The sequence below is a fragment of the Corynebacterium sp. SCR221107 genome (assembly GCF_027886475.1).
GTDB lineage: Bacteria > Actinomycetota > Actinomycetes > Mycobacteriales > Mycobacteriaceae > Corynebacterium.
In genome coordinates, this window is sequence record NZ_CP115670.1 from 2,616,931 (window position 1) to 2,631,260 (window position 14,330).

The 14,330-nt window shown below is 61.5% G+C and carries 17 protein-coding genes and 2 pseudogenes; 5 read left to right on the plus strand and 14 right to left on the minus strand.

Annotated features, from left to right (window positions below):
- Positions 1-270: 270 nt before the first annotated feature.
- The gene (gene pdxT / locus PAB09_RS11445) at positions 271-837 is read right to left on the minus strand and encodes a pyridoxal 5'-phosphate synthase glutaminase subunit PdxT (RefSeq protein ID WP_271033773.1); all 567 of its coding nucleotides are present in this window, start codon (positions 835-837) and stop codon (positions 271-273) included.
- Positions 837-1,739, minus strand: coding sequence for a pyridoxal 5'-phosphate synthase lyase subunit PdxS (gene pdxS / locus PAB09_RS11450; RefSeq protein ID WP_442873672.1), 903 nt, complete (start codon positions 1,737-1,739; stop codon positions 837-839). Before pdxS ends, pdxT begins: the two co-directional genes overlap by 1 nt.
- Before the next feature lie 127 nt (positions 1,740-1,866).
- Here pdxS and pdxR point away from each other — a divergent pair, with 127 nt between their 5' ends.
- Both pdxR and PAB09_RS11460 read left to right on the plus strand, forming a co-directional pair.
- A complete protein-coding gene (pdxR, locus tag PAB09_RS11455; protein ID WP_271033775.1) occupies positions 1,867-3,228 on the plus strand; it encodes a MocR-like pyridoxine biosynthesis transcription factor PdxR in 1,362 nt (453 codons plus the stop codon).
- Positions 3,229-3,318: 90 nt separating this feature from the next.
- Positions 3,319-3,849 carry a GNAT family N-acetyltransferase gene (locus tag PAB09_RS11460; protein WP_271033776.1) on the plus strand — a complete coding sequence of 177 codons (531 nt, stop codon included), beginning with the start codon at positions 3,319-3,321 and terminating at the stop codon, positions 3,847-3,849.
- A 9-nt stretch (positions 3,850-3,858) separates the two neighbouring features.
- Here PAB09_RS11460 and PAB09_RS11465 read toward each other — a convergent pair whose 3' ends face one another.
- Positions 3,859-4,977 (minus strand): ATP-grasp domain-containing protein, encoded by a 1,119-nt coding sequence (locus PAB09_RS11465; RefSeq protein ID WP_271033777.1) that lies wholly within the window; start codon positions 4,975-4,977, stop codon positions 3,859-3,861.
- Positions 4,978-6,267, minus strand: a complete 1,290-nt coding sequence (locus PAB09_RS11470; protein ID WP_271033778.1) for an adenylosuccinate synthase — start codon at positions 6,265-6,267, stop codon at positions 4,978-4,980. It abuts the gene before it with no gap.
- 73 nt (positions 6,268-6,340) lie between these two features.
- Here PAB09_RS11470 and PAB09_RS11475 point away from each other — a divergent pair, with 73 nt between their 5' ends.
- Positions 6,341-6,787, plus strand: a complete 447-nt coding sequence (locus PAB09_RS11475) for a YbjN domain-containing protein (protein ID WP_271033779.1) — start codon at positions 6,341-6,343, stop codon at positions 6,785-6,787.
- Positions 6,784-7,566: a hypothetical protein gene (locus PAB09_RS11480; protein ID WP_271033780.1), complete on the plus strand. Its 783-nt coding sequence runs from the start codon at positions 6,784-6,786 to the stop codon at positions 7,564-7,566. Before PAB09_RS11475 ends, PAB09_RS11480 begins: the two co-directional genes overlap by 4 nt.
- Positions 7,567-7,595: 29 nt before the next feature.
- On the opposite strand, the gene PAB09_RS11485 is transcribed toward PAB09_RS11480, so the two are convergent.
- From PAB09_RS11485 to PAB09_RS11525, 9 genes and pseudogenes are all read right to left on the minus strand, one after another.
- The gene (locus PAB09_RS11485; protein WP_271033781.1) at positions 7,596-8,720 is read right to left on the minus strand and encodes an FUSC family protein; all 1,125 of its coding nucleotides are present in this window, start codon (positions 8,718-8,720) and stop codon (positions 7,596-7,598) included.
- A gap of 271 nt (positions 8,721-8,991) precedes the next feature.
- A pseudogene (locus PAB09_RS11490) lies at positions 8,992-9,854 on the minus strand (class C sortase).
- Positions 9,855-9,960: 106 nt separating this feature from the next.
- A complete protein-coding gene (locus PAB09_RS11495) occupies positions 9,961-10,338 on the minus strand; it encodes a hypothetical protein (protein WP_271033782.1) in 378 nt (125 codons plus the stop codon).
- Positions 10,339-10,355: 17 nt separating this feature from the next.
- Positions 10,356-10,784: a hypothetical protein gene (locus PAB09_RS11500; RefSeq protein ID WP_271033783.1), complete on the minus strand. Its 429-nt coding sequence runs from the start codon at positions 10,782-10,784 to the stop codon at positions 10,356-10,358.
- 139 nt (positions 10,785-10,923) lie between these two features.
- Positions 10,924-11,751 carry a class C sortase gene (locus PAB09_RS11505; protein ID WP_271033784.1) on the minus strand — a complete coding sequence of 276 codons (828 nt, stop codon included), beginning with the start codon at positions 11,749-11,751 and terminating at the stop codon, positions 10,924-10,926.
- A gap of 38 nt (positions 11,752-11,789) precedes the next feature.
- On the minus strand, positions 11,790-12,284 hold the full coding sequence (locus tag PAB09_RS11510; RefSeq protein WP_271033785.1) for a hypothetical protein: 495 nt from the start codon (positions 12,282-12,284) through the stop codon (positions 11,790-11,792).
- A 2-nt stretch (positions 12,285-12,286) separates the two neighbouring features.
- Positions 12,287-13,015 carry a hypothetical protein gene (locus PAB09_RS11515; protein ID WP_271033786.1) on the minus strand — a complete coding sequence of 243 codons (729 nt, stop codon included), beginning with the start codon at positions 13,013-13,015 and terminating at the stop codon, positions 12,287-12,289.
- Positions 13,008-13,178: a hypothetical protein gene (locus PAB09_RS11520; protein WP_271033787.1), complete on the minus strand. Its 171-nt coding sequence runs from the start codon at positions 13,176-13,178 to the stop codon at positions 13,008-13,010. Before PAB09_RS11520 ends, PAB09_RS11515 begins: the two co-directional genes overlap by 8 nt.
- Positions 13,175-13,405 (minus strand): hypothetical protein, encoded by a 231-nt coding sequence (locus PAB09_RS11525; RefSeq protein WP_271033788.1) that lies wholly within the window; start codon positions 13,403-13,405, stop codon positions 13,175-13,177. Before PAB09_RS11525 ends, PAB09_RS11520 begins: the two co-directional genes overlap by 4 nt.
- A gap of 243 nt (positions 13,406-13,648) precedes the next feature.
- Here PAB09_RS11525 and PAB09_RS11530 point away from each other — a divergent pair, with 243 nt between their 5' ends.
- Positions 13,649-14,077, plus strand: coding sequence for an Hsp20/alpha crystallin family protein (locus PAB09_RS11530; RefSeq protein ID WP_271033789.1), 429 nt, complete (start codon positions 13,649-13,651; stop codon positions 14,075-14,077).
- Between the two features lie 106 nt (positions 14,078-14,183).
- On the opposite strand, the pseudogene PAB09_RS11535 reads toward PAB09_RS11530, so the two are convergent.
- Positions 14,184-14,303 (minus strand): annotated as a pseudogene (locus PAB09_RS11535) (IS6 family transposase); the annotation flags it as partial.
- Positions 14,304-14,330: the final 27 nt, after the last annotated feature.

Sequence of the window (14,330 nt, forward strand, 5' to 3'; positions counted from 1 at the left end):
AACCTAGAGGAGCGAGCCTGTCATGTTGACTTCAGGATACAAACAATGTGTACCCACGTCAACAAATTCGACGAGGACCACAACACATCTTTCAGTGTGGATTCGATCGGCTGTGGTTGCGCGTGAACGGGAAGCTGACACAGCGCGCCACCCAACCATGCCTTGTCGATATCCTCCCATTAGAAGGACTGAACGCAGCTGGCCATTGCAATAAATCGTGTCCAAAGCACCCATCAAGGCTCGGGCCAACCTACTAGCACCTCTGGGCACTCACAGCATTACCAAAAACTGCTGATGGATCGTGCTGTCCCCAGTCAGCTCCGGATGGAAACTGATGCCGATGGCATGCGGCGTCCTCACGCCGACGATGCGGCCGTCCACCCGGGCGAGGACCTCGACGCCCTCGCCATCGCGGATCACCTCCGGTGCGCGGATGAAGGCGGCTTCGACCACCCCGAAGGTGGTTTCGATGCGTTCGACGGCGGAGTCGCGCTGCGGTCCGAAGGCGTTGCGGCGCACGTCGATGTCGAGCACGTCGAGGGTCTGCTGGCCGGGGGCGGGATCCTCAAGGTGGTGAGCGAGCATGATCAGCCCCGCGCAGGTGCCTAGGACCGGCAGGCCGTCTTGGAGGCAGGAGGCCAGCTGCTCGCGCATGCCGAAGCGGCGCAGGATGCGATCCATCGTGGAGGACTCGCCACCGGGCAGCACGATGCCGTCAAGCCCGCTAAGCTGGGCGGCCTTCTTGACCAGCACCACCTCACAGCCTAAGTCGGTGAGCATGTCTGCGTGCTCACGCACCCCTCCTTGGAGTGCGAGGACGCCGATCGTTTTCGCCATTACCAACCACGCTCGGCCAGGCGGTGCGGTGCGGGCAGGTCGGAAACGTTGATACCTACCATGGCCTCGCCCAGGCCGCGGGAGGCCTCAGCGACCACGGCGATGTCATCGAAGGCGGCGGTGGCACGCACGATGGCCTCCGCACGCTTGGCGGGGTTGCCGGACTTGAAGATGCCGGAGCCCACGAACACGCCGTCGGCCCCGAGCTGCATCATGAGCGCGGCATCGGCCGGGGTGGCAACACCGCCGGCGGTGAACAGCACCACGGGCAGCTCGCCGTGCTCGGCAACGTAGCGCACCAGGTCATAGGGGGCCTGCAGCTCCTTGGCGGCGACGTAGAGCTCGTCGGGCTGGAAGGCGAAAAGGGCCTGCAGGCGGGCGATTTCCGCGCGGATGGTGCGGATGTGCTTGGTGGCCTCGGAGACGTCGCCGGTGCCGGCCTCGCCCTTGGAGCGGATCATGGACGCGCCCTCGTTGATGCGGCGCAGGGCCTCGCCGAGGTTGGTGGCGCCGCAGACGAAGGGCACCTTAAAGCCGCGCTTGTCAATGTGGTTGACGTAGTCGGCGGGTGAGAGGACCTCGGACTCGTCGATGTAGTCCACGCCGAGGTGCTCGAGGATCTGGGCCTCCACAGTGTGGCCGATGCGGGCCTTGGCCATGACCGGGATGGAGACGGCGTCGATGATGGACTCGATGAGGTCCGGGTCGGACATGCGGGCCACACCGCCCTGGGCGCGGATGTCGGCGGGTACGCGCTCGAGTGCCATGACGGCGACGGCGCCGGCGTCCTCGGCGATCTTTGCCTGCTCCGGGGTGACCACATCCATGATCACACCACCCTTGAGCATCTGGGCCAGTCCTTTATTTACCACGTTTTGTTCAGTCATGGGGATTATTCTCATCCACCCAACTGGACGATTTCTAGAGCCGGTACTAGCCTTTCTTTTTGGTCCAGTTTTGTCCCCCTAGGAGCCCACCGTGCCCATGTCGCGCGCCCACGTTCCCCTCAGTATTAATAAGAAACAAAAGGTGGCGCTCCCCCAGCAGATCGCCGCCCAGATTCGCCAGCTCATCAACGACGGCGCCCTCCAGCCGGGCGACGCACTGCCGGGCACCCGCCGCATCGCCGCACAGCTAGGCATTGCCCGCGGATCGGTGACCACGGCCTTCGACCAGCTCACCGCCGAGGGCTACCTGTACTGCTCGCCCGGCGCACCCACGCGCGTGCACCCCGATTTGGTCGCAGCCGCCTCGGTGGTTTCCCCACCTGCCCAGCTGGCCCTGCCCAGGCCGAAGATCCGGATCTCGCTCAAGCCTTCCACCGCCACCGCCCAGAACGTGCGCCCGGCGGCGTGGCGTGCGGCCTGGCGGCAGGCCTCGGGCGTGCCGGAGCGCAAACTAGAACCGGCAGGTCAGCCGGAGCTGCGGGAGGCGATCGCCGAGCATATTCGCCTCAGCCGTTCGATGGCCGTTGCCAGCAACAGCGTGCTGGTGACCGGCGGTTCGCGCGAGGGGCTCATGCTCATCGTCATGGCGCTTGCCGACGCCTACGGCCGCAGGCTCACCATCGGGGTGGAAAACCCAGGGCATCCCGGGCTGCGCGCCATCGTGAAGCTGCTGGGACACAGGCTGGTCGAATGCCCCATCGATCTCGACGGCGTGCTCATCGAGTCCCTGCCGCACGACATGGATATGCTGCTAGTTACCCCTTCTTATCTCTATCCGCTGGGCTCGACCATGCCCGCGTCCCGAAGGTCCGCACTGCTGCGCTGGGCACAGGAGACGAAGACGGTAATAGTAGAAGACGACTTCAACGCCGAGCTGCGATACCGGCTGGCCCCGGAGCCGGCCCTGGCCGCCCAGGCCGGCAGCCAGGGTGTCAACGTCATCGTGCTGGGCACCTTCTCCACGCTTTTGGCACCGAGCCTGTCGGCGGGCTACGTGCTCGCCCCACCACTGTTGATTGATCCCTTGCTCGACACGCGCGCGAAGTTGGGCATGCCCGTGGCAGGGGTGACCCAGCGTGCGATCGCTGAGCTATTGACCAACGGCTATGTCCGCAAACACACCCGCGCGATGCACCAGCGCATGGGTCGTCGGAAAGCACACATCGAGCGCGTTTTTGCGCGCGCAACGGCCACGCCGGGCGTGGAAATTTCGACGATGGGTAGTGGCGTAGATTACTTTTTGGGGTTTGCCGATAGCGAACGCGCCACCGCCTTTGAGCAACTTTTGCAAAAATCGGGCATAGGTGTGGGACATGCGGAAAAACTGTGGTCCGCTATTAGCCCGGAACACGGGTTTATCTTGAGTTTTGCCCATTTGTCGGACCCCGATTTCGCCTTCGTGCTCGACGTCCTTAGCACCGCTTTAAAAGCAACGACGCAGTGAGTTGGGCAACACTATTTCTTCGCCTGTGTGAATAATCCCAGCGTGTTAGGACTTGGCGGCGTGGGCAATCTGCGGTTATTATCCACTGCCATGAACGCAATGTACCAAGTTTCAGCCCTGAACGAACTCAGCCCGATGGAGGTTCACCGCCTCTACAAGCTTCGCGTGGACGTTTTCGTCAACGAGCAGAAGTGCCCCTACGCGGAGATCGACGACATCGACGCCACCCCGTCCACCCTGCACACCCTGGCGTGGTCGGCAGACCCGGAGGAGCGCCACCACCTGCTCGGCACCGCGCGATTGTATCCGGACCAAATAGGCGGCAAACCCGTCAGCCACCTCGGCCGGCTCACCCTCCTACCCGAGGCTCGCGGAACCGGCCTCGGCCACGACCTCATGTTCAACGTCCTACGCTTGGCCCTGGAGCGCTTCGGCACCCAGGACGTCTACCTGACCGCCCAGACCCCGCTCGTGGGCTACTACGAGGGCTACGGCTTCACCGTCGCCGGTGAGGAATTCGACGATGAGGGCGTGCCCCACACCCCGATGATCCTGACCGGCAACAAGCTGGCCACGACCATCGAACGCATGTCTACCCGCGGCTTAGCCCCAAGCCACTAAGGTCAGCCACTAGGGTCGCGGGCGCACGGCCTGGGCCACAGCCCGGGCTCTCGTGAGGGCCTCGTCGGTCGTCTCGGCGGTGGCCAGGCCTACCGCCTGATGCGAACCCACCGCCAGCTCGGACTCTGGCTGGCTTAACGCCGCCGCCATCTCCGCGTAGCCGATGGTGTCCTCGTAGTCCACTACGCAGGCGGCGCCGGGGCTAATCAGGGTCGCATCCAGCGGCAGGCCCAGCACCGCGCGGGCAAAGATCTCGCAGTCGCTGAGCCGCTGGGTCACGGCGGTGACCGCACCCACCCGGTGCGGGAAGGGGGTCACGCCGGAGAAGTAGACGTCATCGCCGGCCACGGATAGTTCCACGCCATAGATGCCCCGGCCGCCGATCGCGCCGGCGATCCTGGCGGCCACCGAGCGGGCGTTGTCCAGCGCGCGCTCGGAAAGCTCGCAGGGCTGGAAGGATACCCCATCTTCGTAGCCGATCGGCTCAAGGTACCAGGTGGCCAGCTTGCCGGTGCGGGGATCGATGGAGCGCGCAGCGCACAACACGATCTCCGCATCGGCTTCTAGTTTGCGCTCCACGAGCACCGACTCCCCGGCCGCGGAGAATCGCGCCATCACGGCATGTGCTTGCTCATGGGTTGCGGCGACGTGCCCGTCGAGAAGCGAAATGCGATTGAGCGGGCTGATCACCACGGGCAAGCCCACCAGGTCGAGGGCCGCCTCCAGCTGTTCGGGGGTTGAGGCGGTGCCAAAGCGTGGGGTGGGAAGGCCTAATTCACGGGCGGCCACCGTGAGCATCTTGGACCGGTCGAAGACGAAGTCCATGCACGCCCCGCTGGGGACAACCGAGCCGGACTCCTGCGCGAAACGCGCCAGAACCTGCGGGTGAGGCTGCTCGTTGCAGGGGACGACGAAGGTGGGATCCACCTTGTCCAGCAGCGCCTGCAGCAGCCTTTCATCGCCTAGATCGAAGGCGAAGGACTGCGGGGTCACCTGCGCGGCAGGGGCGTTGACGAAAGAATCTGCGGCAAACACGTGCGCGCCCAGGCGGGCGAAGGCGGAGACGATCTCCTTGCCCCGCTCGCCCGCGCCGAGCACGAGCACCCGAGGTGCGTGGGACTCGGGCATTTAGCTTTCCATCACGTCGTGGATGACGATGGTCTGGTCGCGGCCGGGGCCGACGCCGATATAAGAGATGCGGCAGCCGGATAGCTCCTCGAGGCGCTTGACGTAAGCCTGGGCCTTCTCGGGCAGCTCCCCGAAGGTGGTGCAGCCGGTGATGTCCTCGTCCCAGGCGGGCATGGTCTCGTAGATCGGGGTGGCGTGGTGGAAGTCCGACTGGGTCATCGGCATTTCGTCGTAGCGCACGCCGTCGACGTCGTAGGCCACGCAGATCGGGATCTCGCCGATGCCGGTGAGCACGTCCAGCTTGGTGAGGAACAGGTCGGTGAAGCCGTTGACGCGGGAGGCGTAGCGGGCGACCACGGAGTCATACCAGCCGCAGCGGCGCTTGCGGCCGGTGTTCACGCCGATCTCGCCGCCGGTGGTCTGCAGGAACTCGCCCCACTTGTCAAAAAGCTCGGTCGGGAATGGGCCGGCGCCCACGCGGGTGGTGTATGCCTTGATGATGCCCAGCGAGGAGGTGATCTTGGTAGGTCCCACGCCGGAGCCCACGCAGGCGCCGCCGGCGGTGGGGTTGGAGGAGGTCACGAACGGGTAGGTGCCGTGGTCCACGTCGAGCATGGTGGCCTGGCCGCCCTCGAACAGCAGGTGCTTGCCCTCGTCGAGGGCGCGGTTGAGCTCCAGCTCGGCGTCGATGACCATGGGGCGCAGGCGGTCAGCGTAGGACAGGAAGTACTGGACCATTTCCTCGGCGACGATGGCCTTGCGGTTGTACATCTTGATCAGGATCTGGTTCTTGACGTCGAGGGCGGAGGTGATCTTCTGGCGCAGGATGGACTCGTCGAACACGTCCTGGACGCGGATGCCCACGCGCGAGACCTTGTCAGCGTAGGTCGGGCCGATGCCGCGGCCGGTGGTGCCGATGGCGCGCTTGCCTAGGAAGCGCTCCTGGACGCGGTCGAGCACCTGGTGGTACGGGGCGACCAGGTGGGCGTTGGCGGAGATCTTCAGGCGGGAGGCGTTGGCGCCGCGGGCCTCGAGGCCGTCGATCTCGGCGAACAGGGCCTCGAGGTTGATGACCACGCCGTTGCCCAGGATGGGAAGCGCGTTCTCGGAGAGCACGCCGGCGGGCAGAAGCTTGAGCTCGTACTTCTCGCCGCCGACGACGACGGTGTGGCCGGCGTTGTTGCCGCCGTTAGGCTTGACCACGTAATCGACCTGGCCTCCCAGGATGTCAGTGGCCTTGCCTTTGCCCTCGTCGCCCCACTGGGCACCCACGATCACGATCGCTGACATTTTTTACACGTCCTTATATGTGGAAGAAAACAGACGTTGTACCATTCTACCTTGATAGAAAGGGGAAAAAAAGATGAATCCACCGCCCGAGCCAGGTCTGGAGTTTTCCATCGCGCGCCTCGAAGCGTTGTTTAGCGCCAAGGATTGGTATTACGCCCTCGACTCGGACGGGGATCTGCGCGCGATCTTCGATCACTATGACTTCATCTTCGCCGCGACCGGGCGCCGCGGGGAGCTCATGCACGTGCGCTGCCGCTGGAATATCGTCGCCCCTTTCGATGCCCGCGAGCAGCTGCTGGATGCCTGCAACGATTGGAATCGCACCAAGCTATTTCCCAAGGCGTATGTGGGTGTCGAAGACGATGGCGATGTGCTCACCTTCGGCGAGTTCGTCCGCGACTATGAGCTTGGTGTCACCGATCCCGCCCTCGCCTATGACGTCGAGGTCGCGGTCAACACCAGCCTCCTTTTCTTTGACTTCCTTAATGAACGCTTCCCAGAAACCCGCTTCCAGGCATGATTCACGTACTCGATTTCGGCACCGTAGTCCCCACCCAGCGCGATCTCAAAGGCTTGCAGGACCTCCTTCATGAGGCCTTGCCGTCCGATCCCACCCCCAGCCTCGATGACATCGCCCGCTCCCCCGGGGTCGAGCACCTCGGCCACCCCAAGCCCGCCCCGCAGGCCCCGCATCTGGTTCACCCGGTGCGCATTCTGGTCAAGGGTACAGACGCCGCCGCCTCGGCCGTACTGACCCGCCTCATGCGTGCCGACGCTTGCTGGGCCGAATTCGCCTATCTTCCCCTTGCCGCTTCGCCGCTGCAGCGTGGCTGGGGTTTAAAAGATGTTGACGAGGACTTCCTGCGCGAAGCACCCGCCAAGCCCACCCCACTTATCCGCGATGACGCCGGCGTTGCCGTGGCTGGCGAGGCGACCGTCACCGCCTGGGATGGCAAGGAGCTCTACGGCGAGATCATCGTCGATTCGCAGCGCCTGTGCGCGGGCTTTGAGAAGGACAAGCACCGCACCTACGGCACCTATGGGGCACGGCTGGTGCCCATGCTCGATGCCCCCGGCCTGCTCGCAGCCCCCGTGGTCACGGCCGAAACCCCGCGTCGGCGGCTTTTTAGCAAGGTGGCTCCCCTGCTTGCCGACGACCAGGGCATCCTCACCGGCCGGGCCCTCCAGGCCGGTGGCGCAGGCCTGAAGGTCACAGTCGATGGGGTGACCCGCAAGCGTCCTGTGGACTCGGCGATCTTCTACCGTCACCTGCGCGATACTCAGGTGGTGCGGCCCTAACACGTGCTCATGCCGGCACGCACTCGGGCCTATTCGCCGTCGTTCCACAACTCCTCGATGTGTGCCGGATCCTCGGCGATCGGTACGAGGGCCTCGATGGCGCTGCGGCGCGAGAGGCCACAGATCTGCATGAAGTCCACCACGAGGGAACGGGTCTGGGCCAGCACGGCATGAGCGCTGAGCCCGCCGCCCTCGGCAACGCTCAGATCGGCCGCGCCCGCGATGTCGCGCAGGGTGGCCACCAGCTTCGGGATCTCCTGTGATTCGTTGACCTCGCCCTTGCCGTAGTAGAGATCCGACAGGCCCGTGGCCACGCCCGCCAGCTTGGTGATGAGCTCGATCTGGGCCGGGCTTGCAGTCTCGTGGTCTTCGGTGAGAACCAACGCCTTGCGCGCGAGCACGCGGGTATCGCGCATCGCATTATCCACCGGGTTGAGCACGCGCAGCATGGACTTGATCCTTCGGCGCTGCCCCCACAACAGCGGCGAGACGGTGATGGTCTCCTTGCCGAACTGCGCGGCGGCGATCATGTTGTTGATCCCTGCCTGCGAGCCGCGCGCCGCGGTAAGGGCCTGGGCCAGCGCGTCCGCGTCCCGGGCCTTCAACGCCGTGGCGACCCGGCCGAGCACATCCCCGGTCAGCCCCAAGACCTTGGCGATCTCCTGGCGCCCGGATCGCAGCGGGGACTCCGGGAAGAGGCTGATCACGGCCAGTCCCACTACGCCGCCGATCAGCGCGTCAAGCATGCGGTCGAATCCTCCGGAGGTGCCCGGCGGCAAGATCGTGGCGATCAGCACCGCGGCAAACGAGGCCTGGTTGGCCACGAGGACACCCTTGTCCACGAAGGTTCCCAACGCGATGGAGGCCGCCACCGCCACGGCGATCTGCCAAGTGCCCGACCCCACCAGGGAAATGAGCAGGTCGCCCATCCCCACGCCGAGGCTTACGCCTAGGACAAGTTCCACGGAGCGTCGGAAGCGCTCGCCGCCGGTGGTGGACAAGACGATGACGGTGGCCATCGGGGCGAAGAAGGGCTCCTCGTGACCGAAGACGTCGCGGCCTACCCAAAAAGAAAGCCCCGCGGCAAGACCTGCCTGCAGGATGTACATCCAGTTCGCGCGCAAGCGCGCAAGACCTTGTTTGAAGCGATTCATTGAGCGAATCTGCTGCCACGTCGAAGCCACTTAACTACTCACCCCTAGCCGTTGCGTCCCAAAGACCTTGCTCCCCTTAAGCTTAGCGGCCGGGCAGTATCCACACCGCACTTGAGGTATGGCCACAGGGAGGGCGACGGCAGGCGCTGGCGCCCACACAGATGCTGGTTGCTTAGCCTAGCCTGTGCGCAAGCCGTGACTTGCCGCAGGCTAGGCCCTAGGAGAGGGTACGAGCGGACAGAATTCATACCTAGGCAAGGGACCTATCCGCCTAGTTGCCGCTTTCTTCCTGCTGCTGCGCCGCCTTCTTTTGCTTGGACAGCTTGCGCAGCCACAGCACGAACAGGAGCAAGATCAGGATGGCCGCGGCTAGGATCGCCCACATCCACCACTGCAGCTGCAGACCGGAGCTGGCCTCAAAGAATTGTTCGTCGCTCGGGTCCATCGGCACCTGGTGGGCACGAACCAGGATGCGGTGGGTATTGATGCCGTAGGGGGTGCAGGTCACCAGGGTCAGCAGATCCTGATCCGGCACGCGCTTGAGGTCATCGGTATCCTCCGGCAGCACCACCTTGATCTGGTCCACGAGGTACTTCAGTTTGTGGCCGGCGACCTGAAGGTAGACGACATGGCCTTCTTTCACGTTGACTAGGTTGTCCCACAGGGTTGCATTGGGGATTCCGGTGTGCGCGGAGATGACCGCATGTTTGCCGACGCCGCCCATCGGCAGGTCCGTGCCGTATAGGTGCCCCACGCCCTTGGCCAGAGCTTCCTCGGAGGTGCCGTGAAAAGCGGGAGATCAGAGTTGATCGCGGGGATGATTACACGTCCCATCGCGTCGGCCTCAGACAGCACCGATAGGTACTGCTTGTAAAGCTTGTACCCCTCGGAGTTTTCGTCAGCATGGTCGTTCCATGCGTCCATGATGCGCGTTTCTTGCAGCGCGTCGTTGTATGCGTGCGCCTCGTTCCACGCGGTGTCCAAGACCTCTTGGGGGACGGATTTTTCCAGCTTGGAATACTCGTCGGCCGCGCGGGTTTGGGCGAAGTTATTCCACTGCGTGGCAAGCACCGGATACAGCAGCACTTCCACGGCGGCCAGGATTAAAATGACCGCGATGACGGCGTTGGTCATCTTCTTGCGCGGGTTGGCCGCCGCCTTTGAATCCTGTGCAGGGGCGGCCTTAGTGGTACCCGTTCGTGATCCCACGAGCTTCTTTCCTTTGATTATCTACTGGAGATTAGTTGTCACGCTGCGAACGGCGATTGCGCACAATCATCACTATGCCGAGTCCGATCAGCAGCGCCGAGGTGGCCAGCAATCCGACAACCTGAGCACCGGTCATTGCCAGCGTCGTGCGCAGCTGCTTCAGGGGCGAATCCGCCCCACCCCCGTTGGGGTTGTTGGGATCCGGCGAATTGTTCGGATTGCTCGGGTCATTGGGGTTGCCTGGATCATTCGGGTCGTTGGGATCCGTAGGCTGTGGCGCCGTGGTGGGTGCCGAAGGGCTTGGCTCCTCGGAACCGCCGACGTCTGGGGTGGATGCACCTGGTGTGGTGGTCTCCCCGCCGTTGTTCGGGGTCGGCGGGGTTGAGGTCAGCTCCTCGCCACCGGCCACGGCCGCGCGCGCCTTCGCTAGATCTGGCCCTCGATCTGGTTTTCCTCATACGAGCCAGCATGGAAGGGGACGGCAACGAGGAAGGGGTTAAGCTCGCGGTATTCGCCGCTGTCGTTAGGTGCGGTGGAATTGACCACGTAGACTCCGTTGGTCAGGCCTGAGAAGTACGCCGATCCATTCGCGTTGGTGACCTGCTCATAGTGCTGGTTTGTCGGCCAGCTCGACAAGATGTCATTAAACTGCGCGTTCGCGATTTTTTGCATGTCGGCTTCCACGAGCGGGTCGATGCCGGTGAGCTTGTCGAGGGTGATGGTAACCCCTGCAACGCTTCCGCTCGCGGGGGCACCGGTGGAGTCGGTGCCCTTCACGATGGTGATCCACAAGATGTTGGTGCCAGCCTGGGATGCGCCGATGTTACTTGCCGCACCCACCACAGGGGCTGCCACTGCGGGCGGCATTCCTACCACACCGCCGCCGAGGGCCAAGGCCAGCGCGAAAGCCGCGCTCAGCCGCTTGACGTGGCCTTTCGTTTAACGTGGTTTCATCGTTGGACCTTCCGTGATTAATGAATTATCGATTGTGATGTTAGCCGAGGGTTTCATTGTCATCACCATCGTTTGCTTCCCGACGCTTTGCGGCGCGCATCACCCTCCACAGCCACCATAGGAGGCCAAGGGCAACGAGAACCACAGCTGCTATGAGCGCGTACATCCACCACTGAAGCCCCGGTGCCATTGTGTTTTCAAAGACCGCGTTATCATCGTCATCCAGCGGCACCTGGTGTCCGCGAACTAGGATGCGGTGCGTGTTGATTCCGTAGGGGGTGCAGGTGATCAAGGTGACGTAGTCCTTGCCGTCTTGGACCTTGAGCTCGGCGACGTCCTCGGGCAAGACTACCTTGATCTGATCGACCTGGTATTTCAGCTTATGCCCTGCGACCTGAATGTAGAAGAAGTCATCTTCTTTGACATCTTTGAGGTGGTCGAAGAGGGTGGCATTAGGCAGGCCTGTATGGCCGGTCAATATTGAGTGCGTGCTTTCTCCGCCCACGGGCAGATCGGATCCGAAGAGGTGTCCGACGCCCTTTTGCAGGGTGTCTTCCTCCGTGCCGTGGTAGATGGGCAGGTCACAGTTGATAGACGGGATGATGATGCGTCCCATTTGCTCGGTCTCGTTGAGCTGGGCGAGGTAGGCCGCGTATTCCTCGTTCGAGCTATCAATGTTCTCCAACCACGGATCCAAGATGGGTCCGCGCGCGTTCCTCGTTATACTTGTGCGCGTTTTCCCACATGGTGTCCTTGACCTCTTGCGGGATGGACTTTTCCAGCTTCGCGTATTCTTCCGCAGCCTTCGTTGTTCCGTAGTTGTTGGGCATGGTGGATACCACCGGATAGGACATGACGAGCATGCCAACGATCACCAAGATCGCCGCAAGCATACTCCTCTTGCGGTTATACTTCGGTGCTTCGGTGCGGGGCGATCGCACACATCAGATAGGTACCATAATCAAATTCACGGGCGTTGAAATCGACGGGGTCATTATGGATAATCCGCATCTCAATACCGAAGATTTCCACCGGGGCGTGCTCGTGTGGCATCCCAACTCGGCGGAGATAGTTTGCAGCACTAACCCCCACTGATCCCCAACCCACAAAATCCCTACCTACTTTTCGCTGGTCCAGGCCACCGATAACCGCAGTCCACTCCGAGTTTGCACACCCGATCACCAGGTATCTGGTTTTATAATTTTGCATCAACAACCATTCCGGCCAGGACGCCACGTCTATTTGCCCTAGCTCGGTATGGTGTAGGGGAAGTTCATTAATGAGATGACCTGGCTGGCTCCGGAAATCTTGGAAGTACAACAACACATCATCCAACGATGCGTGAACAAATGTCAGCTGGCCACCAGCCGGCAAGAGTGCACCTTCATATAAAAGCGCCACAGTTATCTCTTTTCCTGATTAGGACCAATGATCGCAATGCGGCCGTGATACAACTCCGGGTTAGTAATATCTGGGCCAATGCGTTCGCAGTACTCAATGAGGATGTCCCGGTTAAATTTCTTTCTCGCCCCGCGCCGCTGGTAATACTCCGGGTTTTCAAACCATTCCGGAGATTCCCCCCACTGGCCGTAGTTGGTCTGCCAAAACTCCCACTTGCCTGATTCTTTGGTGCATAGCAGTCCTCGGCTTTCTTTATCAGGGTAAATAAGCGCGGTTGTTCTATCGGTTTGGACTTCCTTGTATCCCAGGAAACACGTGTCTTCACTAGCATTGAGACCGACTTGTACTGTACGTGCCCCGGGGACCCGGGGCACGTACAGTCCTTGCCGTAAATCGCGAATGCCGCTGATGGTGCTGCCTGGTTCATGTTGGTCATAAAACTCGGTGATCACGACCCAGTTCGGGTCGGTAGTCTCTGATACCAGTTGGCAGTCGGAATCACGTCCTTTCAGCAGATCCGGCCAGGCAAAGATAGTTCCCTTGGTATGGTGGCACTGAACCGGATCATGGTGCATCTCGGTGGCATGCGCCCACTGGTTTTCCACTACCAATTCAAACGGCCAGGAGACAAAAGCCATCAATCGACACACTCGACCATCAGCATTTTCTACTAACGGGATGTTCTGCGCCTTTTCTTTACTGCTAGGCACAATCAACCTTTCATTAACCATTTTCCTCGGGAAAGTTTTTCTTCACCCATTCTTTCGTAACCTTTTGAGAAATATTTTCTAGAGCAAGTCGCTGACTACTTTCCATCAAATCGCTTTCCATTTCGAATAGCACAATAATCCCATCTGGATGAGCAGCAAGATAATTCTGAATATGGTCCGTCACCCGTGCATTCGGGGGCGATCCAACTCATATGAGATATTGGCACCGGGCTTATCTAACTCCCATTGAGTGACCTGTATATCTGGGCGAGTTTTGTTAGCTTTTTCCCATTTATCTTCTTTAACTCTCCGAACAACAGCATGATCCATACGCACTTCATTGCCCCTGAACTCTGCCTGCCTCATTGCGATTAGACGGGCGAATTGATTTTGTGCTTTATCTTTGCTCACTTTTCTCCATATGCGTTTACTGGAAAAAGCACCCATCTCTCCTAGGGCCTGTCCTGTAAGTGTCCACGGGTCGTAGACAACCCGCAGTGCAGCGTGGTACCCCTGATCATATGGTGGACACACAGGGTGATTGCGGGGGCCTAAATATCCTCTCCGGTCAGGCTAGACAGCAATAAACATTGTGGTTATAATCGCGATTGCAAGGTTGATCCACCTAGACTCAACTTTAGGAGGTAGCAGACTATGCCCATGATGCGTATTGACCCGTTCCGCGAGCTTGATCGCCTCTCGCAGGAACTGCTGCGCGGAACCCTTGCCCGACCGGTGGCCTTGACGATGGACGCCTGGAAGGACGACGAGACCTTCGTCCTCGAATTCGACATCCCCGGCGTTGACTCCGACAGCATTGATCTCGATATCGAGCGCAACGTCTTAACAGTCACTGCTGAGCGCCAGTCCCGCACCCGGGAGGATGTGGAGGTCATCGCGGAGGAACGTGCCACCGGTAAGTTCCGTCGCCAGGTCATGCTCAGCGATAATCTCGACCCGGATGCCGCGCAGGCGCAGTACACCAACGGTGTACTCACGGTCCGGATCCCGGTAGCGGAGAAGGCTAAGCCCCGCAAGATCGAGATTTCTTCCAGCCCAGACCAGAAGGAAATCAGCGCCTAACCCCGCATAAGCGGCGCTGACCTAACCGGGCGGGTGGCTGCTGACCAGCCCCACCCGCCCGTGTCCTGTCTTTTGTAGGACACAAGACCCGTGCCCTGGCAGGCCCCACGCCCCGCTCGGTCATCATTTCCTCCAGATCGCGGTAGCTCACCCCGTAGCGGCAGTACCACCGCACTGCCCACAGAATGATGTCACGGGGGAAATGACGACCGGAGAAGATACCCATGGCTGTGATTATTTCACGTCGCTCTTC

What these genes read in the sequence shown, in the direction of transcription:
- pdxT (WP_271033773.1), bottom strand. Translation starts at nt 837, where the DNA reads ATGGCGAAAACGATCGGCGTCCTCGCACTCCAAGGAGGGGTGCGTGAG.
- pdxS (WP_442873672.1), bottom strand. Translation starts at nt 1,739, where the DNA reads ATGAGAATAATCCCCATGACTGAACAAAACGTGGTAAATAAAGGACTG.
- PAB09_RS11460 (WP_271033776.1), top strand. Translation starts at nt 3,319, where the DNA reads ATGAACGCAATGTACCAAGTTTCAGCCCTGAACGAACTCAGCCCGATG.
- PAB09_RS11465 (WP_271033777.1), bottom strand. Translation starts at nt 4,977, where the DNA reads ATGCCCGAGTCCCACGCACCTCGGGTGCTCGTGCTCGGCGCGGGCGAG.
- PAB09_RS11470 (WP_271033778.1), bottom strand. Translation starts at nt 6,267, where the DNA reads ATGTCAGCGATCGTGATCGTGGGTGCCCAGTGGGGCGACGAGGGCAAA.
- PAB09_RS11475 (WP_271033779.1), top strand. Translation starts at nt 6,341, where the DNA reads ATGAATCCACCGCCCGAGCCAGGTCTGGAGTTTTCCATCGCGCGCCTC.
- PAB09_RS11480 (WP_271033780.1), top strand. Translation starts at nt 6,784, where the DNA reads ATGATTCACGTACTCGATTTCGGCACCGTAGTCCCCACCCAGCGCGAT.
- PAB09_RS11485 (WP_271033781.1), bottom strand. Translation starts at nt 8,720, where the DNA reads ATGAATCGCTTCAAACAAGGTCTTGCGCGCTTGCGCGCGAACTGGATG.
- PAB09_RS11515 (WP_271033786.1), bottom strand. Translation starts at nt 13,015, where the DNA reads ATGGTTAATGAAAGGTTGATTGTGCCTAGCAGTAAAGAAAAGGCGCAG.
- PAB09_RS11530 (WP_271033789.1), top strand. Translation starts at nt 13,649, where the DNA reads ATGCCCATGATGCGTATTGACCCGTTCCGCGAGCTTGATCGCCTCTCG.